Raw genomic sequence first — 20,282 nt, forward strand, 5'->3', positions numbered from 1 at the left:
AATTTGTGCTGATTATAATTCATTACGCAAACGGTTGCCAACATTGAAAAATAAGAGAAAGATAATTATTTCAAATTTATTTTCTAGCATCGAATAAATTTATTTGTTACTATCAAACAAATTTATTCAATACTAATGAACAATTATGATACTAAAATCCGATCTCCTTGATGTAATAAGCAGCCAGCAACAACAGTTAGTGGTTCAACAAAGCTATCCTCGAGAAATGTTGCCTCAACTGCGTTTTTATAACGAAATGGCATTAATTATTTCGGGTATCAGGCGTTGCGGTAAAAGCACATTGCTTACCCAACTTTTACAGCAGCAAGATCCAAAAACAACGCTATTCATCAATTTTGATACGCCAAGACTGTTTGATTTCCAATTCGGCGATTTCCGCTTGTTAGATGAAATCATTCAAGAAAAACAAGCCAACATTCTTTTTTTCGATGAAATCCAAGTTATTGATCAATGGGAAATCTATGTGCGGGGCAAGCTCGATGAAGGGTATCGAGTGATTGTTACAGGCTCGAATGCCTCATTATTAAGCCGAGAATTAGGTACAAAGCTAACCGGCAGGCATATAAGTAAAGAGCTGTTTCCTTTTTCATTTTCCGAATTTTGTGCGTTTTTACAATTACCACCAAATGCAGAAAGCGTAGAGGAATATTTGCACCAAGGCGGTTTTCCACAATATTTAAAAATGCAAGAAAATGAACTGTTTGAGCATTTAATCAACGATATTTTATATCGTGATATAGTGGTACGTTACGCTATTCGGGACGAACAATCAATGAAACGGCTTGTACTGTTTCTAGCCGGAAATGTAGGAAACTTAATTTCTGCCAGCAAGCTCACCCAAAGTTTAAATGTAAAAAGTACTTCCACCGTGCAGGAATATTTAACTTATTTGGAAAATGCTTATTTGGTACAGCTTATTCCAAAATTTGCGTACTCTTATAAAGCTCAGTTAGTGAACCCTCGTAAGGTCTATTTTATTGATAACGGCTTACAAGAAGCAATTTCCCCCTCTTTTACGGCAGATCTCGGCAGGAAATTAGAAAATGCCGTATTTTGGGCATTACGCCGTCAATACAAAGAGATTTATTATTACAACGAAAATAATAAAGAGTGTGATTTTGTGGTGTGCCAAAACGCTCAACCACATCAGCTGATTCAGGTTTGTTTAACGCTGAATGCCGAAAATCAAAAACGAGAAATTCAAGGGGCATTAGATGCAATGCATTTTTTCAATTTTGATACCGGCTATATCATTACATTAACCCAAAAAGACAAAGTGATCAGTGAAGGAAAAACAATTGAGATTATCCCTTTTGCAGAATTTTTTGTGAAGTAACAGCGAATTTGCAAAAAAGCCGGAAAATTTGACCGCTTGTAACATAAAAAATGCCCGATTGAGAATGTTAGTTCAATCGGGCACTTTAGTCTAATTTAAGAATTAGAACGTGTAGTTCACACCTGCACGGAATTCACGTCCACGAGCTGGGAAATTACCACGCTGACCGTGTGCGTTGTATTTTTTATTCGCCACGTTATCCACTGCGAAGTTTACATTCACGCTATCATCTTTAAGTGGTTTCCAGTTTAAGGTGATATCAGTTACATTGTAGCCGTCTTTGCCTGTACCGGTATTTGTTTGTAATGTTCCGCCCGTAACGAAGAAATTATCTTCAGGTTTCACTTTCTCAACAATACGGTGGTGTACGCCAACCTCTAAATTTGGTTGTTCAAAGCGATAGCTCAAAGAGGCTGTCCAAGTACGACCGATTGCTGATGCGTATTCCGGGTTAGTACTTAATAATGGTTTTTCTTCTAGCTTACCAGTTTGTCTGTTTACTTCCCAAATAGTTGGTGAGTAGAAACGTGGTTTGCTGTGTGCAACACCAATACGAGCAGTAAAACCACCATTATGGTAACCTGCATTTAACTCATAACCACGGTTTTTAATTTTACCTAGGTTCATAATTAACTCATTATTAGGATTATGGCTATCACGACCACCACCTAATGCATCTTTTATATCTTGCCAAAAATAGCTACCATCAAAACTGAATGTACCATTGTTATAGTTGAAACCGATTTCAGTATTACGAGCTTTCTCCGCTTTAGTATTGCTGCCAATACTAACGATTTTTCTATTTCCGTGAGCCGTTAGTGCATCGTATAAACGAGGACTACGAGTTGCATAGTTGTGGCTTGCACTTAAGCTTAAATGTTCAATTGGCTCATAGATAAGACCAACGCTTGGGCTGAATGCACCATTACTACGCTCTTTACCATCCATTGCTTTGAATTTGAAGTGGTCGTAACGTACACCGGTAGTTAAAGTTACTTTATCTACTGGAGCAGTAATTGCTTCAACATACACGCCGGTATCGGTTTTCTCTTGGTTTTTCACAAGAGGGTTAAATTTAGTGTGTGGTTTAGCTTCTTGGTGGCGATAGTTCACACCGTATTTTAATAATACATTTTCGTGAAGGGCAGAATCAAAGTTTACGTTTGCACCGTGGGTTACTATTTTAGTTTTGGTTGCATAATCTACACCACCAGCATAACCATTACCTGTTTCATTCTCAGACCAACGACCTTGTACTAACTGATACACGTTAGCTGTTGCTTCTTGAGCAAAACCTAAGTTTTTACCAGTCCATTCTAAGTTAGTTCTTTGAACCGTAATTCTACGGTTAGCTGGAGCTTGACTTTTTAAATTTAAACGATGGTATGGAGGTGTAATCGTACCATTTGGTGCTGTATCAAATTCTTCACGCACTAAACGCTGACCTTCATTTCGCTCGTTTGAATGGCTTAATACAAAACGGTGATCTCCCAATGTTGCACCTAATTTAGCTAAGAAGCTGGTTTTATCTAATGCACTATACGGAACACGGTTTGTGCCGAATTGGTTTACGTAATCTTTACCGCCTTTATAGTCGCGATCTCTCACAAGATTACCTGAAACTAAAGCATCAAAGATTTCGCCTTTACCATATAAGGTTGCATTGAAATTGTGAGCGTGGTTTGTGCTGAAGCCAGTACCTAATTTTGCACCGAAGTTTTTATCGCTGTTTTTTAATAAATCTAATGCATCAACGGTTTTAGCAATTACTGCACCATTAGTTTGACCAATACCGGCTGAAGCACTGCCTGCACCTTTTTGTACAGAAACAATTTTCACCAATGCCGGATCTAACATATGACGACCTTGGTGATACAAAATTTGGCTATCTGAGTAAGTGTTATCTACTTTTACATCAATGGAGTTTTGCCCCATACCACGAATATAGAGATATTGAGATGTGCCATTACCACCACCTAAGCTAATTGCCGGCTCATCTTTTAATAAACCACGTAAGTCTGTTTGTGTGCTCTCATCTTTTTTCTGTGTTGTTACCACATTGCTTTGCACTTTTAAGCCTTGATTGTCGGTTACAGTAACAGTATCTAATGCTACTGTATCTGTTGAAGCAGTTTGAGCCATTGCATTTGCAGCAAGTACGCTCAAGACTGCAGCTGAAACAGGAAGTAATTTAAATTTTTTCATTCGAAACATTTCCTTAGGTAAGTTATTTAAGAGGATTACCAAATTTTGATATTAAAAACAATTCTCAACATCAAACAAAGCGAATTTTACAGAGATAAAAATGGTTGTCAATTAGTCTGAAATAAAATTTCAAAAAATATATTACAAATTTTGCAAAAAGTTCCCTAAATTTAACCGCTTGCAACACAAAATGTGATCGCCTTCTAAAAATCAAATTTGCTTGCTCGACAGCAACGCTACAAACGGTTAAATTTGGAGAAAAATTTACAAAAAGGATAGATTATGCAGCTGCGACACAAACAGATAATGGAATATATAGAACAGTTTGATGAAGCTAACGTTCAAGAATTGGCGGAACATTGTGGGGTTTCGATTGAAACTATCCGCCGAGATTTAAATAAGCTAGATAAAGATGGGTTATTACATCGCACTCACGGAGGGGCAGTGAGCCACAAAAAGCGAGATATTGGTCGCTCATTTACCACCCGACAACGGCTGAACAGCGAGGCAAAACGCAGTATTGCAGAAAATGTATTGGAATACTTACAACCTGAGTCGGTGATTGCCTTAGATGCCAGCTCAACCTCGTGGAATGTAGCACAACGTATTCCGAATATTCCCTGCACAGTTGTCAGCAGTTCAATGCGGATTATCTATAGCCTTTCACACAAGCCACACATTAAAACCATTGCTACCGGTGGTATTTATTCTGAAAAATACGATGCGTTTTACGGTCCATTATCCGAGCAGTTACTGACCCGGTTAAAAATTGATTTGGCTATTCTTTCTTGTACCGGTATTGCTGATGGAGCGATTTGGGAATCCAATGAAATTAATATCTCGTTAAAGAGAAAATTAATTACTAATAGTAAGCAGGTTTTCTTATTAGCCGATCATAGTAAATTTGAACGTAAGGATTTATTCCAAATCGAAAATTTATCCTGTATTGATAAATTATTTATTAATCAAGCACTTCCAGAATCTCTACAAAATTATTGTCTAGATAATCAAGTTGAAATCATTATTTAGTACCTAAACTTGCCCGATTTTTTCAAAAACAAACCAAAATCGGGCATCCTTTATTAAGCTATTTTGCAAAAAACCTCCTCTTTTTTGTGATCTCAATCACAAATTTAAAACGAATTTCGCATTTTTCTTCATAACCTATATTGCGTATGCATAATAAATTCAACAACAACATTTTTTAAACCAATCGGGAGAACTATTTATGACAACGTTGAAATCTACCCCTGTGAAAATTGGTATCCGCCCTACTATTGACGGTCGCCGTTTAGGAGTGCGTGAATCACTTGAAGATCAAACAATGAATATGGCAAAAGCAGTTGCCAATTTAATTCAATCGGAAATCCGCCATCCAAACGGTGATTTCGTTGAATGTGTGATTGCTGACACCACCATCGGTGGCGTTGCCGAAGCTGCGGCTTGTGCCGAAAAATTCAAACGTGAAAATGTCGGTGCGGTGATTACCGTAACCCCTTGCTGGTGCTACGGTTCTGAAACCATCGATATGGACCCACATATGCCAAAAGCCATTTGGGGCTTTAACGGTACAGAACGCCCGGGTGCAGTGTATTTAGCGGCAGCCTTAGCAGGGCATAGCCAATTAGGTTTACCGGCATTCTCCATTTATGGCACAGAAGTACAAGAAGCAGGCGACCAATCCATTCCTACCGATGTGCGTGAAAAATTATTGCGTTTTGCTCGTGCAGGTTTAGCAGTGGCGACTTTGCGTAGCAAATCTTATTTATCTATCGGTTCAGTTTCAATGGGTATCGCCGGTTCTATCGTAAACCAACAATTCTTCCAAGAATATTTAGGTATGCGTAATGAATATGTAGATATGACGGAAATTAAACGCCGTTTAGATCGCAACATCTACGATGACGCAGAATTTAAATTAGCGATGGAATGGGTGAAAACTTATTGCAAAGAAGGTGTTGATGTGAATGCACCGGAAAACCAACGCAGCCCAGAAGAACGTGAAAAACTTTGGGAAGATGTGGTGAAAATGACCATTATCGCCCGTGATTTAATGGTCGGCAACCCACGTTTAGCAGAATTAGGTTATGGCGAAGAGGCATTAGGTCATAATGCGATTGCTGCCGGTTTCCAAGGACAACGCCAATGGACAGACCATTTACCAAACGGCGATTTCTTAGAGGCAACACTCAACTCAACCTATGACTGGAACGGTGTGCGAGCACCATACATTATGGCAACAGAAAACGATAGCTTAAATGGCGTGAATATGTTGTTCGGTAACTTATTAACCGGTCAAGCCCAAGTGTTTGCGGATGTGCGTACTTACTGGAGCGAAGATTCTGTTGAGCGTGTTACCGGTTGGCGTCCTGAAAGTGGCTTTATCCACTTAATTAACTCAGGTTCAGCGGCATTAGACGGTACAGGTCAGCATACCGACAAAGACGGTAAACCTGTAATCAAACCGGTTTGGGAAGTAACAGAAGAAGACGGCAAACGTTGCTTAGAGAATACCCGTTGGTGTCCGGCAGTGCACGAATATTTCCGTGGCGGCGGTTTATCTTCTCAATTCTTAACCAAAGGCGGAATGCCGTTTACGATGCACCGAATCAACCTCATCAAAGGCATTGGTCCTGTATTACAAATTGCGGAAGGTTGGTCAATCGACTTACCGGAACACGTTCACGATACCTTAAACAAACGTACCAACGAAACCTGGCCAACTACTTGGTTCGTGCCTCGCTTAACCGGTAAAGGTGCATTCGCAGACGTGTATAGCGTGATGGCAAACTGGGGGGCAAACCACTGTGTAGCCACTTTCGGCCACGTGGGTGCAGATTTAATCACCCTTGCATCAATGTTACGCATTCCGGTTTGTATGCACAACGTAGAAGATAAAGATGTATTCCGTCCAAGTGCGTGGAACGGTTTCGGTCAAGACAAAGAAGGTCAAGACTACCGTGCGTGTGCAAACTTCGGACCGCTTTATAAATAAGCACTTACAAGCGGTTAAATTTGTAAAAAAATTTGCAAATAAGACCGCTTGATCAAACCTAAAACAATACGGACGCACATAGTGCGTCCCTACAAGGAAATAACAAGGGGAAAACCTATGTCTATTGCCCTTATTTTTGACTGTGGTGCTACAAACCTTCGCACTATTGCAATCGACCAAACAGGTCAAATTGTGGCGGCACATCACTTACAGAATAATACGCAACCGGGTGCGAAAAATCCTGAATTCCATATTTGGGATATTGAAGAAATCTGGTCAAAACTGATGACCTGTGCCAAGCAAACACTCTCCCAACTTTCAGAACAACAACGAAAAGAGATTGTTGGGATTTCAGTTACCACTTTTGGCGTGGACGGTACACTTTTCGATAAAGCCGGCAATCAACTTTATCCGATTATTTCTTGGAAATGCCCAAGAACCTTACCGATTATGGAAAATATTGCCAGCTATATTGATGTTGAGGCTTTATATCGCCGTAACGGGGTTGGGCATTACAGCTTTAATACCTTATTCAAACTGTTATGGCTTAAACAAAATAAACCTGAAATTTATGCAAAAGCAGACAGTTTCTTATTCATTTCATCCATTTTAACTTATCGCTTAACAGGGGTGAAAAGCACAGACCGCACAATGGCGGGCACATCAATGATGACCAACATTGAAAGCGATTATTGGGATAAAGAAGTACTTGACGTACTTGGATTAAACGAAAGCCACTTCCCGCCAATGAAAAGTGCGGGCGAGGTTGTGGGAACATTAAAAGGAGACATTTCCCAAGAGCTTGGTTTAAGCGGTCAAATTCCGGTGATTTCTTGCGGACACGACACCCAATTCGCCATCTTTGGCTCAGGTGCAGGTTACAACCAACCGGTTTTAAGCTCCGGCACGTGGGAAATTTTGATGGTTCGTACCCTGCAAGCCAAACCAGAATGGCAATTTGTACAAAACGGTTTAACCATTGAATTTGACAGCCAAGCAGGTTACTTCAACCCAGGCGTGCAATGGGTTGCCTCTGGCGTGATGGAATGGTTTGGTAAACGTTTCTTCGCTGATGTGGCTGGTACACCAAACTACTACACCACAATGATTAATGAGGCTAGCGAAGTGCCTGCCGGCTCAAACGGTGTGAAATTAGTAGGTAACTTTGACGGCACAACAGGCCACACCGGCTCCATTATCGGCTTATCAATGCACACGGCTCGTGGAGAAATTTACCGTGCAGGTTTGGAATATATGGCGTATCGCTTAAAAGCAGGGTTAGATGTGTTGCAACAAGTCGGTAACTTCAATGCGGAGCGTTTAATTTGCGTGGGCGGTGGCTCTAAAAATGCATTATGGAACCAAATCCGAGCCGATGTTTTAAATTGCCCGATTGATGTGGTGGATTTCCCTGAAAGTACCGTGTTGGGTGCAGCAATGTTTACCTTTGCCGGTGCTGGCGTGTTTGACAATCCAAATGCCGCACAACAAGCAATGAAACCGAATGTAAAACGGGTTGAGCCATCAGCCAACAGCGATTTTTATAAATAGGAGTTTGAAATGTTAAAAGGTATCCACCCGGCAATTTCACCGGAATTACTAAAAGTCTTAGCAGAAATGGGGCACGGCGATGAATTAGTGCTTTCAGATGCCCATTTCCCAGCACATTCCATTCATCAAAAAGTGATTCGTGCAGACGGTTTAAGTGTTGCGACTCTATTAGAAGGCATTTCTGCTCTGTTTGAGTTTGACCAATATGTTGAGGCTCCACTTGCAATGATGCAAGCCGTACCGGGTGATTCTCTCGACCCTACGGTAGAAGAGCGTTATCTCAATGCAATCAAAAAAATCAACGGCTCTGCACCGAAAGTAGAACGTGTTGAACGCTTTGCTTTCTACGAGAGAGCCAAAACTGCTTACGCAGTAGTCATTACTGGCGAGTTAGCAAAATACGGCAACATTATTATTAAAAAAGGCGTAACGCCAGTGCCTTAATCGCTAATAACAAGCGGTTTAAAAAATCAAATTTTTTACAAATTAAAAGGAGTTCGTTATGGACAGAAAAACACTCTCAAGACAAATCATAGATACTTGTCTTGAAATGACGAAACTAGGGTTAAACCAAGGTACAGCAGGTAATGTCAGCGTTCGTTATCAAGACGGAATGCTTATTACCCCAACCGGCACCCCTTATGAAGAAATGACCGAAGATTCTATCGTATTCGTTGATGCTAACGGCAAACACGAAGAAGGCAAACTCCCTTCAAGCGAATGGCAATTCCACTTAGCGGTGTATGAAGCTCGCCCTGAGTTAAATGCTGTGGTGCACAACCACGCGAAAAACTGTGCAGCGGTCTCGATTTTCGGTGAACCGATTCCAGCCATCCACTATATGATTGCTTGTACCGGCACAGACCATATTCCTTGCGTACCTTATGCCCCTTTCGGCACACACCAATTAGCGGACTATGTGCGTGAAGGTATTCGTGGCAGTAAAGCGATTTTACTTGCTCACCACGGCTTAATTACTGCAGACAAAACCCTTGATAAAGCCTTAGGTGTGGCACACGAAGTTGAAGTTATTGCTGAATGGTATTTAAAACTCTTAGCAACCGGCAAGCCAATTCCAACCTTAAACAAAGAACAGATGGATATTGTATTAGAAAAATTTAAATCCTACGGCTCTTGGGTTGAAGGTGAAGACTAAAAACAAACAAGCGGTCATTTTTTAAAAGAAATTTACAAACGGAGTGTAGTATGTCAAACGAAGTAATACTCACGATGAAAAACATCAGCAAATCCTTTGCGGGAGTAAATGCGTTGAAAAACGTAGAACTTACCTTGCGTAAAGGTGAAGTTCACGCCCTGATGGGTGAAAACGGTGCAGGCAAATCAACATTAATGAAATGTATGATTGGTGTGCACAAAGCTGATCAAGGTGAAATTGTGTATAAAGGCAAACCGGTTCAATTTGAATCTGTTTTAGAGGCACAAAAAGCCGGTATCAGTATGATTTTCCAAGAGCTGAACTTAATCCCTCATTTAACAGTGGCAGAAAATATTTTCTTTGCGCGTGAGCCGTTAAAACACGGTTTAGTCGATAAAGAGAAAATGATTGAGGAATCCGCCAAATTATTAGCCTTATTTGATATTGATGTTGACCCAGCTGATGAAGTGAGAATGTTATCAGTGGCAAAACAACAAATGGTGGAGATTGCCAAAGCCCTGTCTTTCGATGTTGAAATTCTGATTATGGATGAGCCAACATCAGCTTTAACAGAAAAAGAGATCGATAAACTCTTTGAATTGGTGGATAAGTTACGTTCTAAAGGCGTGAGTATTGTTTACATTTCTCACCGTATGGAAGAACTTAAACGCATCTGTAACCACATTACGATTTTCCGTGATGGGACTTATGTGTCTAACCATAAATTTGATGAAATCACAATGGATGAAATCATCACCAAAATGGTAGGTCGTTCTCTGGATAATCACTTCCCGCCAAAAACAGCAGTTGTAACCGATGACATTATTCTTTCGGTAATGAACGCCGAACGCCACGGCGTGTTTGAACCGCTTAACTTTGACTTGCGTAAAGGTGAAATCTTAGGCTTTACCGGCTTAGTCGGAGCGAAACGTACTGAATTGGCTCGTGCGATTTTTGGGGCTGACCCACTTGATGGTGGTGAAATTTTTGTTCACGAGCAAAAAGTGAGTATTAAAGACCCAAGTGATGCAATTCAAGCCGGTATCGCCTACTTATCCGAAGACCGTAAACTTAACGGTGTGGCGGTAAGAATGTCGATTCGTGAAAACATCACGATGGCATCAATGGATAAAGTGTCTAACGGACTTGGCGTGATTTCATACGAAGAGGAAGAGAAAGCCTCAAATACCTTTATCGACAAAATGGAAATCAAAACACCAACCATTGAACAAAAAGTGCAAAACTTAAGTGGGGGTAACCAACAAAAAGTGGTTATCGGCAAATGGTTGTTCCGTGAAGCAAAAGTGATGATTTTCGATGAGCCAACCCGTGGTATTGACGTAGGGGCAAAATACGCCATTTACCAGCTCCTTGATGAGCTAGCAGCAAGCGGAGTGGGGGTAATTGTGATTTCATCAGAATTACCGGAAGTATTAGGTATTTCAGACCGCATCATCGTGATGCGTGAAGGCAGAATGACCGGTATGCTTGAAACCAAGAAAACCAACCAAGAAGAAATTATGCATTATGCAACAGGTGTGAAAAATATGTTTGCTAAAGAATATGGGGTGGCAAAATGAGTGAAAAACAAAAAGAAATGTTACGCAAAATGGCAGCATTAGCAGGTTTAGTTCTGTTAATCATCTTCTTCAGCGTAACCAATGAATACTTCTTTACCTCTAACAACATTATGACGGTAGGTTTACAAACCTCCACTATCGCCTTAATCGGTATCGGGGCAACCTGCGTAATCTTAACCGGCGGGATTGACTTAAGTACCGGTTCAGTGGTGGCACTTTCCGGTGTCGCAGCGGCAATGATTGTAAACGCAGGTGTACCAGTTCCGCTTGGTATGATTTTTGGGATTATCGTAGGCGGTATCTGCGGTTTAATCAACGGCGTGTTAGTCACCCGTATGAAACTCCCACCATTTATTGCAACCCTTGGTATGATGATGGTGGCTCGTGGTTTAGCACTTTATGTCACCAACGCAGCACCCGTATCAGGTATGCCGGAATCCTTTGCTAACTTAGGTAACGGTGCGTTATTTAAAATTGTTGAAGAAGGGGCGAATGGCTTACCGAAAGTGGTGTTTGCCGGTATTCCATATCCTGTAATCATCATGATCTTCATCACCATCTTGTTCACTTTCGCTTTAGCTAAATTGAAAGTTGGACGTTACTTATACGCTATTGGCTCTAACGAAGAAGCAGCTCGCTTATCCGGTATCAAAACCAATATCGTAAAACTTTATGCCTATACTGCCAGTGGTTTACTCTCTGGTTTAACAGGTGTAATTCTAGCCTCTCGCTTAGTAACTGCACAGCCAAACGGTGGTGTATCTTACGAGCTAGATGCTATCGCCAGTGCTGTTGTTGGGGGTACATCACTTTCAGGTGGTATCGGTACAATCCCTGGCACACTGATTGGGTCATTCATTATCGGTGTACTCCGTAATGGTTTGAATATGAATGGCGTCTCTTCATTTGTTCAAATGATTGTCATCGGGCTTGTGATTATCGTAGCGGTTTCTCTTGACCAACTACGCCAATCTAAAAAAGCCGGTAAAAAATAATCAACTCTCATAGGAGAATTTAAAATGAAAAAAACCGCATTATTCACTGCAACTATCTTAGGTTTATCAACCCTTTTTGCAGGCTCAGCGTGGGCAAAATCCGATGAAATCGCTGTAATCGTAAAATCAGCAAACTCAACTTTCTGGCAAAACGTACGTAAAGGTGCAGAAACTGCCGGTAAAGATATTGGTGGACAATACAAAGTAACTTTCCAAGGTCCTGAAGCTGAAACTGCGATTGACGCCCAAGTAAATATGGTGGACAACGCTGTAAACCGTGGTGTAGCAGGTATCGTACTTGCAGCATCTGACCCGGTGGCATTAGTACCGGCTGTGAAAAAAGCGTACGAGAGCGGCATTCCGGTTGTGTTGATTGACTCAGGTATCAACAGTGATGGCAAATACTACCAATCATTCCTAGCGACCGATAACCGTGCGGCAGGTAAATTAGCTGCTGAAAAATTATTAGCGAAAGTGAAAGGTGGCAAAGTGGCAGTAATGAGCTTCACCCAAGGTGCAGCCTCTGCGATTGAGCGTACCGGTGGCTTTGTTGATGAAATTAAAGCGAAAGCTGATTACAAAATTGTCGGTCCATACTACTCAGACTCTGATATGACCAAAGCACTGAACCAAACTGAAGACGTATTAGGTTCTAACCCGGATATCGCAGCCATCTTCGGTGCAAACGAACCAACCGCTGTCGGTATGGCACGTGCAGTGAAACAAAAAGGTTTTGCAGGCAAAATCGTAGCAGTTGGCTTTGACGGTAACTCAGACCTACAAAACTTCGTGAAAGATGGCACATTAGACGGCATCGTGGTGCAATCTTCTTACCAAATGGGCTACAAAGGTGTAGATACCATCGGTAAATTGATTAAAGGCGAGAAAGTTGAAAAAGTGATCGATACCGGGGTGGTGTATGTCACGAAAGAAAACATTGATAGCGAAGAAGCGAAAGGTGTTCTTTACTAAACACCAAGTTAAACAGGGTGGGGCAACCCACCCTTTAACCAAAAAGGAAAACTCTATGTCAAACTCTCTTACCGATAAAGCTCTTGTTGTGATTGCAGCCCTTGGTGGCAAAGAAAATATTGTTGATGTTTACTCCTGTATCACACGCTTGCGTGTTGAAGTCAAAAATACCCAAATCGTAGAATGGGACAAAATCAAATCGGTGGGTGCTTTAGGTGTAGTTACTTCAGGCTCCGTGATTCAATCCATCTTTGGTAGTGAAGCAGAACACTATCGTGATGAAATAAAACGTATTTTAAATATTTAGTTTTAACTGCTATTCCTAATGCATTATCAGCCGAATTTATTATTACAAGCGGTGAAATTTTTATAAAAATTTGCAAAAAATCGCCATAATTTTACCGCTTGCAAGTTAACCGAATTGTTTAACTTTTAAGAAGGAAAATATTATGTCAAATCGTCTGATCCTTAACGAAACTAGCTATCACGGTAAAGGAGCAATTCAACACATTGTTCACGAAGTGAAAAGTCGCAGTTTCAATAAAGCTCTTGTCGTTACAGACAAAGATCTTATCAAGTTTAATGTTGCACAAAAAGTAACTGACTTACTTGATGCAGAAAATCTACCTTATGAAATTTTTGATGAAGTGAAAGCCAACCCGGCAGTCGATGTGATCAAAGCCGGTGTAGAAAAATTTAAAGCCTCCGGTGCAGACTATTTAATCGCTATCGGTGGTGGCTCACCAATTGATAGTGCGAAAGCGATTGGTATCATCATTAATAACCCTGAATTTAGCGATGTGCTTTCACTTGAAGGCGTTGCCCCAACCCACCAAAAATGTGTACCGATTATCGCAGTGCCAACCACCGCAGGTACTGCAGCGGAAGTAACCATCAACTACGTTATCACAGACGAAGAGAAAAAACGTAAATTCGTGTGTGTGGACGTACACGATGTACCGGCAGTGGCATTAGTCGATCCGGATATGATGGAATCAATGCCAAAAAGCCTTGCTGCTGCAACCGGTATGGATGCACTCACTCACGCAATCGAAGGCTACATTACCAAAGCCGCTTGGGAATTAACGGATGCCCTACACTTAAAAGCGATTGAACTTATCAGCCGTTCACTACGCGGTGCGGTAGAGAAAAATCCAAAAGATATTGAAGGAATGGCTCTCGGTCAATATGTGGCAGGTATGGGGTTCTCAAATGTGGGCTTAGGTGTAGTGCATAGTATGGCACACCCACTTTCAGCTTACTACGACACCCCACACGGTATTGCGAATGCGGTGCTATTACCGTATGTAATGGAATTTAACAAAAACTACACCGGCGAAAAATACCGTGAAATTGCCCGTGCAATGGGTGTCAAAGGTGTTGATGAAATGAGCCAAGAAGAATATCGTAATGCTGCGATCAAAGCGGTTCAACAACTTTCACAAAATGTGGGTATTCCACCAAAACTTCACCAAATCGGCGTGAAAGAAGAAGACTTGCCGGCATTATCAGTCGATGCTTTCAATGATGTTTGCACCGGCGGTAACCCGAGAGATTGTACACCTGAAGAATTGTTAGAAGTGTATAAAATTGCCTTCTAATTTCAGTATTTAGCAAATTTTTGCTCAAAATAACCCGCTTGTATTATTCTGAGCAAAGGCGAAATATCATTCATATAACGCCCGATTTTTCCACAAATGTGAAAAATCGGGCATTTTTATTGGTGATAAATCAGCTATGAATACGAAATAAATGTGATCTTATTCACATTTATGCATCAATATTAACAATAAAACAACAATTTATTTGCAAACTTGAGCCGCTTAGCCAATGATGAATATGACTTTTCCACAGAGGATATAAAAGGAGCAAATAATGGTTAAATCTTATCAAATGTACATTAAAGGTGAATTCGTACCGGCTTTAGATGGTCGCACCTTAGCGGTTTATAACCCAGCTACCGAGCAAGCAATTTCCGAAGTACCTCGAGGCTCGGAAAACGATGCAAGAGTTGCAATTGATGCTGCGGAGGCAGCACAAGAAGCGTGGGAACGTTTACCTGCGGTACAACGTGGGCAATATCTGCGTAAAATCGCGGTAGGCATTCGTGAACGTGCGGATGAAATCGCCCGTACGATTTCCGAAGAAATGGGGAAAACTCTTTCTCTCGCCACCATTGAAGTGCACTTCACTGCGGACTATTTAGATTATATGGCGGAATGGGCTCGCCGTTATGAAGGCGAAATTATCCAAAGCGACCGCCCGAACGAGCATATTTTCCTCTACAAAAAAGCAATTGGCGTAACCACCGGTATTCTGCCGTGGAACTTCCCGTTCTTCCTTATCGCACGTAAAGCCGCTCCTGCATTGGTAACAGGTAACACTATCGTGATCAAACCAAGTGAAGATGCACCAAACAATGCGATTTTATTCTCTGAAATTGTCCATCAAATCGGTCTACCAAAAGGTGTATTCAACGTAGTAACCGGTTATGGCAACGAAGTCGGTCCGGAACTTTCGGGCAATGAAAAAGTGGGAATGGTGTCGTTTACCGGTAGCCAATTCGCAGGACAAAAAGTGATGGAAGCCGCAAGCAAAAATATCATCAAAGTGAATTTAGAATTAGGTGGTAAAGCCCCTGCGATTGTATTAGATGATGCTGATTTAGAACTCGCAGCAACGGCAGTAGTAAACTCTCGTGTGATCAACTCAGGGCAGGTGTGTAACTGTGCAGAACGTATTTATGTTCACAAATCCATCAAAGAGCAATTCGTCCAAAAATTAGTGGAGAAAATGCAAGCGGTCAAATATGGCAACCCACTAGAACGTGATGATATTGATATGGGACCGATGGTGAATGAAAAAGGCTTGCACAAAGTACAAGAAATGGTGAGCCACGCCATCCATCAAGGTGGTAACTTAGTGCTGGGTGGTAAAGCGGTGGAAGGTACCGGTTACTATTTTGAACCGACGATCATCGATAATGTAGACAACACGATGGATATTATGAGGCACGAAATCTTCGGACCGGTCATTCCTGTTGCCACTTTTGAAACCATTGATGAGGCAATCAAACTCGCTAACGACTGTGAATACGGCTTAACCTCTTCGGTTTATACGCAAAATATCAATAAAGCGATGAAAGTGATCTCTCGCCTGAAATTTGGTGAAACCTATGTAAACCGTGAAAACTTTGAAGCAATGCAAGGCTACCACGCTGGCTGGCGTAAATCGGGCATCGGCGGTGCAGACGGTAAACACGGTTTGGAAGAGTATCTGCAAACCCAAGTCGTTTACTTACAGTTTGATGATAAAGTCTAATTTTTAAGATAAAAATTCAAAACCCCACTCATTTTTGAGCGGGGTTATTTTTAATCAATTTTGTATCCAAATTGAAAACGATAAGAATGAAATGTTATTTAATAGTTAAATAATTATTTATGATTACCTCATTTTGATTATTTAATTTGCTATTTGAATTAATTAGGTGCAAAATGCTCTCGCCATTGTGAAATAACGTTTCATAAAATGGAGTAACACAATAATTCTTTCAAATTAGGATTTCATTATGAGTATTTTCCAACAAACAAACCCAAACCGTCGCCGTTATGGTTTAGCTGTATTTATCGGTATTATTGCAGGTATTATCTCAGCATTTGTAAAATGGGGAGCAGAGCATCCATTCCCACCGCGTAGCCCGATTGATTTATTCACCGCAGCTTGTCCACAACCTGTTTTAGATGCAATGAATGCCGCAGCAGATCAAGTTGCCGCCAAAACAATTGCATTACAAGAGTGTTCACGTGCGTTTTTAAACCCACCGGCGGTGTTCTTGCGTGATTATATCGGTATCGACCCTTACAACACAGTTGCCTTTACCTTTGCAGATCACCCATTCAACTCAATCGGTGTAACTCATATGATCTTCTCTTTAGTATTTGCGATTGGTTACTGTATCGTTGCGGAAATTTTCCCAAAAATTAAATTCTGGCAAGGTATTGGTGCAGGTATTATTGCAAACATCTGTGTTCACTACATCACATTCCCTGCTTTAGGATTAACACCACCTGTTGCTGAATGGCCTTTATACGAACACATTTCAGAATTAGTAGGTCATATTTTCTGGTTCTGGACCATTGAGGTTATCCGCCGTGATTTGCGTAACCGCATTACACGTGAACCTGATGCAGAAGTGCCGTTAGATCAACCTTTCCGTTAATCAACTACAAGCGGTAATATTTGCTTAAAAATTTGCAAACGAAAAAGAGCATTGCTTTAAAACAATGCTCTTTCTTTTATAAGAAAAACACCCCAAGTTGGAACAGTTTTTCAATTTCGTCTATTTGTTTCTTATCGTTTACAAAAATAATAACTCGGTCGTTTTCTTGAATGACGGTAGATTTGTGGGCAATAATAACTTCCTCGCCTCGTACCACCGCACCCACAATTGCACCTTGTGGCAGTTTTATTTCTCGGATTTGTCTACCAACCACTTTTGAAGAGCTTTCATCGCCGTGAGCGATGATTTCTACCGCACCGGCAACGCCTAATTTTAACGAGGAAACTTGTAAAATATCACCTTTTCTAACATAACTTGCTAACGCTGAAATAGTGGCTTGTTGTGGGGAGATTGCAATATCAATTGTACCGCCTTGAATAAGGTGTAGATAAGCTGAACGCTGCACCAAAATGATTACTTTTTTTGCACCCAGTCGTTTTGCCAGTAGTGCGGACATAATATTGGCTTCGTCATCACTCGTTACTGCAAGGAATAAGTCGATATTTTCGATATGCTCTTCGAACAACAGTTCTTCATCAGAAGCGTCGCCGGTTAAAACAAGTGTATTGGAGAGTTTCTCTGCTAACTTTTCGGCTAGTTTTGGATTGCGTTCAATAATTTTAACTCGATATTGATCTTCCAAATCTCGTGCCAGAGACGAACCAATACTCCCACCACCTACAATCATAATGCATTTATGAGGCTTATCTAGGCGTTGTAGTTCCCCCATTACCGCTCGGATATGTTGAGTGGCACAGATGAAAAAGACTTCATCACCTGCTTCAATAATAGTTGAACCTTGTGGCACAATTGCTTTATCTTGTCGGAAAATCGCCACAATTCGAGCCTCAATATGGGGGAGATGATCTCGCAATGCGGAAATCGGGTAGCCCACTAGCGGTCCGCCATAATAGGCTTTTACGTTTACAATGCTCACTAATTCATTGGCAAATTGGGTAATTTGCAATGCTCCCGGATAGTGAATAAGGCGTAGAATATCTTCTTTTACTAAAATTTCCGGAGCGATAATGTGATCAATTGGCAACACATCATTATTAAATAGTCGCTCTCTTTCTCTCACATAATCGGCATTACGAATACGAGCAATTTTGGTCGGAACATTAAATAGCGTATAGGCAATTTGGCAAGCAATCATATTTACTTCATCGCTACTGGTAACGGCAACTAATAAATCTGCATCATTTGCTCCCGCATCTCGGAGTGTTCGAGGAGAGGCAAATTCACCACGAATAACTTGTAAATCGTGCTTATCTTTTAACTTGTCTAAGCGTGCAGGATCGTTGTCAATTAAGACAATATCGTTATCTTCACTAACTAAGTTCTCTGCGAGCGTTGAGCCTGCTTGTCCTGCACCTAAAATGATAATTTTCATTTAATTTGCCACTTTTTGTAATTTTGCGTAGAAGAAACCATCGCCGCCATTTTGGTGTGGAAAAAACTGCTTTTCCAATACTTTTTCGCCGTTAAAATCCATTTCCACTAATTTTGCATTTGGCGTTTCTTGTACAAATTGTTGAATTTGTTCGCTATTTTCTTCAGGTAATACCGAACAAGTTGCATAAAGCAAAATACCGTTGGGTTTCAGTCTATCCCATAATGCTCTTAAAATATTACCTTGTAATTGTGCCAGCTCCGGAATGTCGCTTTCTTGGCGTAGCCATTTAATATCAGGGTGGCGACGAATAACCCCTGTTGCGGAACAAGGGGCATCTAATAAAATACGGTCGAACATTACATCATCGTCTAACCATTCTTGAGGCTTTGAAGCATCACCACAAATCACAGTTGCACTTTGCTGAAGTCTGACTAAATTTTCTCGCACTCGGTTTAAACGGCTTTCTTCAATATCTAATGCGATAACTTTTGCATTCGGTGCTTTTTCTAAAATATGAGTGGTTTTTCCGCCCGGAGCAGCACAGGCATCTAAAATAGTTTCACCATTTTCTGCTCCCAGCAATTCTGCCGACCATTGTGCGTGAGCGTCTTGCACCGTTGCCCAACCTTGCTCGAAATTGTGTAGTTGATTTACGCTAACCGGCTTATCTAATAGCAAGGCACAATGAGGGGAACAAGCGGTCAGATTTGCTGAATTTTTTGCAACTACATCGCCAAGTAATACGGCATAGTCTTTTGCTTTGATATGTTGCTGATTGACCCTAATCCACATTGGTGGACGTTGGTTATTCGCCTCCACAATCTCACGCCAATGCGGATAAGCTTTTTTCAGCTTATTCACTAGCCATTCAGGGTGTAGTGTTTGCCAATGTTTATCTACCTTTGCCAAAATTTCGTCCTGCTCACGCAAGAAACGACGAAGCACACCATTGGTTAAGGCTCGGAAGCTGTCTAATTTTAGCGATTTGGTTGCATTAACTACTTCATCAACCGCTGCGTGGACAGGTACTCGCATATAAAGCAATTGATATAAACCCACCAGCAATAAGCAATGTACTAAACGGGTTTTGCCTTTAAGTGGTTTTTCTACCAATAACCTAATGATCGATTCTAGGCGAGGTAACACTCGGCACACCCCAAAAGTGATTTCTTGTACTAATGGTACATCTTTGGGGTCAAGCTGCTTTTGTGCTTCAGGAATAAGCGTTGAGAGCGATTTACCTTGATCTAAAACTTGTAAAATAATGTTCGCACTTATTGCTCTGGAAGAAAGTGCTTTGGAAAAATCTTTTTTCATAAATAAAAATGCCATTCGACAGAATGGCACTATTGTAACTGAATGCGAGATTATCTTAAAACTAAAATTGGCTTACTTGTATTACGAGCCACTTTTACCGTATTTGAGCTTAAGCCTTTCGCTTGTGGTTTGCTGCTTGCTAGCATTAAGATTAAATCCACCGATTTTTCATCTGCAATACGGCAAATTTCTTCGTAAATTGTTCCATACGCAACAATGTGTTGCACTTTTGAACCTTCAGGAAAATGTGCCTTAGTGAATTCGTGCAGTTTTTGGTTAGCTTCTGCTACAACTTCTTTATCAAAATTTTTGGGTAAAAACGCAGAAATTAAACTGTTATCCACAGGTTCAATAATAGAAGCCACACGATAAACTGCATTTGGATTATTTGCAGTCATTTTTAACGCAGTATCTACCACATATTTCGCACTTTTAAGATCAGTTAAATCAATGGCAATAAGTATTTTGTTATACATAAT

17 protein-coding genes are annotated in these 20,282 nt (G+C 40.9%); 13 read left to right on the forward strand and 4 right to left on the reverse strand.

Annotated elements, in window-relative coordinates:
- Positions 1-145 precede the first annotated feature (145 nt).
- Positions 146-1,357 (forward strand): ATP-binding protein, encoded by a 1,212-nt coding sequence (locus tag ICJ55_RS02065; RefSeq protein ID WP_188157128.1) that lies wholly within the window; start codon positions 146-148, stop codon positions 1,355-1,357.
- Between the two features lie 102 nt (positions 1,358-1,459).
- Here the strand turns inward: ICJ55_RS02065 and ICJ55_RS02070 are convergent, their stop codons facing one another.
- Complete coding sequence (locus ICJ55_RS02070; RefSeq protein WP_188157129.1) at positions 1,460-3,562, reverse strand: TonB-dependent siderophore receptor; 2,103 nt, start codon at positions 3,560-3,562, stop codon at positions 1,460-1,462.
- 282 nt (positions 3,563-3,844) lie between these two features.
- Here ICJ55_RS02070 and ICJ55_RS02075 point away from each other — a divergent pair, with 282 nt between their 5' ends.
- The 12 genes from ICJ55_RS02075 (at position 3,845) to ICJ55_RS02130 (ending at position 17,030) form a co-directional block, all read left to right on the forward strand.
- Positions 3,845-4,591 carry a DeoR/GlpR family DNA-binding transcription regulator gene (locus ICJ55_RS02075; RefSeq protein WP_188157130.1) on the forward strand — a complete coding sequence of 249 codons (747 nt, stop codon included), beginning with the start codon at positions 3,845-3,847 and terminating at the stop codon, positions 4,589-4,591.
- Positions 4,592-4,790: 199 nt separating this feature from the next.
- Positions 4,791-6,557: an L-fucose isomerase gene (fucI, locus tag ICJ55_RS02080; RefSeq protein ID WP_188157131.1), complete on the forward strand. Its 1,767-nt coding sequence runs from the start codon at positions 4,791-4,793 to the stop codon at positions 6,555-6,557.
- 117 nt (positions 6,558-6,674) lie between these two features.
- Positions 6,675-8,108, forward strand: a complete 1,434-nt coding sequence (gene fucK, locus ICJ55_RS02085; RefSeq protein WP_188157132.1) for an L-fuculokinase — start codon at positions 6,675-6,677, stop codon at positions 8,106-8,108.
- A gap of 9 nt (positions 8,109-8,117) precedes the next feature.
- On the forward strand, positions 8,118-8,552 hold the full coding sequence (gene fucU / locus ICJ55_RS02090; protein WP_188157133.1) for an L-fucose mutarotase: 435 nt from the start codon (positions 8,118-8,120) through the stop codon (positions 8,550-8,552).
- A gap of 58 nt (positions 8,553-8,610) precedes the next feature.
- Positions 8,611-9,264: an L-fuculose-phosphate aldolase gene (locus ICJ55_RS02095; RefSeq protein ID WP_188157134.1), complete on the forward strand. Its 654-nt coding sequence runs from the start codon at positions 8,611-8,613 to the stop codon at positions 9,262-9,264.
- A 50-nt stretch (positions 9,265-9,314) separates the two neighbouring features.
- On the forward strand, positions 9,315-10,844 hold the full coding sequence (locus ICJ55_RS02100) for a sugar ABC transporter ATP-binding protein (RefSeq protein WP_188157135.1): 1,530 nt from the start codon (positions 9,315-9,317) through the stop codon (positions 10,842-10,844).
- On the forward strand, positions 10,841-11,839 hold the full coding sequence (locus ICJ55_RS02105; protein ID WP_188157136.1) for an ABC transporter permease: 999 nt from the start codon (positions 10,841-10,843) through the stop codon (positions 11,837-11,839). Before ICJ55_RS02100 ends, ICJ55_RS02105 begins: the two co-directional genes overlap by 4 nt.
- A gap of 24 nt (positions 11,840-11,863) precedes the next feature.
- The gene (locus tag ICJ55_RS02110) at positions 11,864-12,811 is read left to right on the forward strand and encodes an ABC transporter substrate-binding protein (RefSeq protein WP_025234982.1); all 948 of its coding nucleotides are present in this window, start codon (positions 11,864-11,866) and stop codon (positions 12,809-12,811) included.
- A gap of 55 nt (positions 12,812-12,866) precedes the next feature.
- Complete coding sequence (locus ICJ55_RS02115; protein WP_025234981.1) at positions 12,867-13,118, forward strand: PTS sugar transporter subunit IIB; 252 nt, start codon at positions 12,867-12,869, stop codon at positions 13,116-13,118.
- A gap of 142 nt (positions 13,119-13,260) precedes the next feature.
- The gene (fucO, locus tag ICJ55_RS02120; RefSeq protein ID WP_188157137.1) at positions 13,261-14,412 is read left to right on the forward strand and encodes a lactaldehyde reductase; all 1,152 of its coding nucleotides are present in this window, start codon (positions 13,261-13,263) and stop codon (positions 14,410-14,412) included.
- 274 nt (positions 14,413-14,686) lie between these two features.
- Entirely contained in the window at positions 14,687-16,132 is a 1,446-nt protein-coding gene (aldA, locus tag ICJ55_RS02125) for an aldehyde dehydrogenase (protein WP_188157138.1), read from the forward strand.
- A gap of 247 nt (positions 16,133-16,379) precedes the next feature.
- Positions 16,380-17,030, forward strand: coding sequence for a YagU family protein (locus tag ICJ55_RS02130; RefSeq protein WP_025234978.1), 651 nt, complete (start codon positions 16,380-16,382; stop codon positions 17,028-17,030).
- Positions 17,031-17,106: 76 nt separating this feature from the next.
- Here the strand turns inward: ICJ55_RS02130 and trkA are convergent, their stop codons facing one another.
- From trkA to ICJ55_RS02145, 3 genes are read right to left on the reverse strand one after another with little or no spacing between them, the layout of a single operon-like run.
- The gene (gene trkA, locus ICJ55_RS02135; RefSeq protein WP_188157139.1) at positions 17,107-18,483 is read right to left on the reverse strand and encodes a Trk system potassium transporter TrkA; all 1,377 of its coding nucleotides are present in this window, start codon (positions 18,481-18,483) and stop codon (positions 17,107-17,109) included.
- Complete coding sequence (gene rsmB / locus ICJ55_RS02140) at positions 18,484-19,818, reverse strand: 16S rRNA (cytosine(967)-C(5))-methyltransferase RsmB (protein ID WP_188157140.1); 1,335 nt, start codon at positions 19,816-19,818, stop codon at positions 18,484-18,486.
- Between the two features lie 35 nt (positions 19,819-19,853).
- On the reverse strand, positions 19,854-20,279 hold the full coding sequence (locus ICJ55_RS02145; protein ID WP_188157141.1) for a universal stress protein: 426 nt from the start codon (positions 20,277-20,279) through the stop codon (positions 19,854-19,856).
- Positions 20,280-20,282: the final 3 nt, after the last annotated feature.

The sequence above is a fragment of the Mannheimia bovis genome, from assembly GCF_014541205.1.
GTDB lineage: Bacteria > Pseudomonadota > Gammaproteobacteria > Enterobacterales > Pasteurellaceae > Mannheimia > Mannheimia bovis.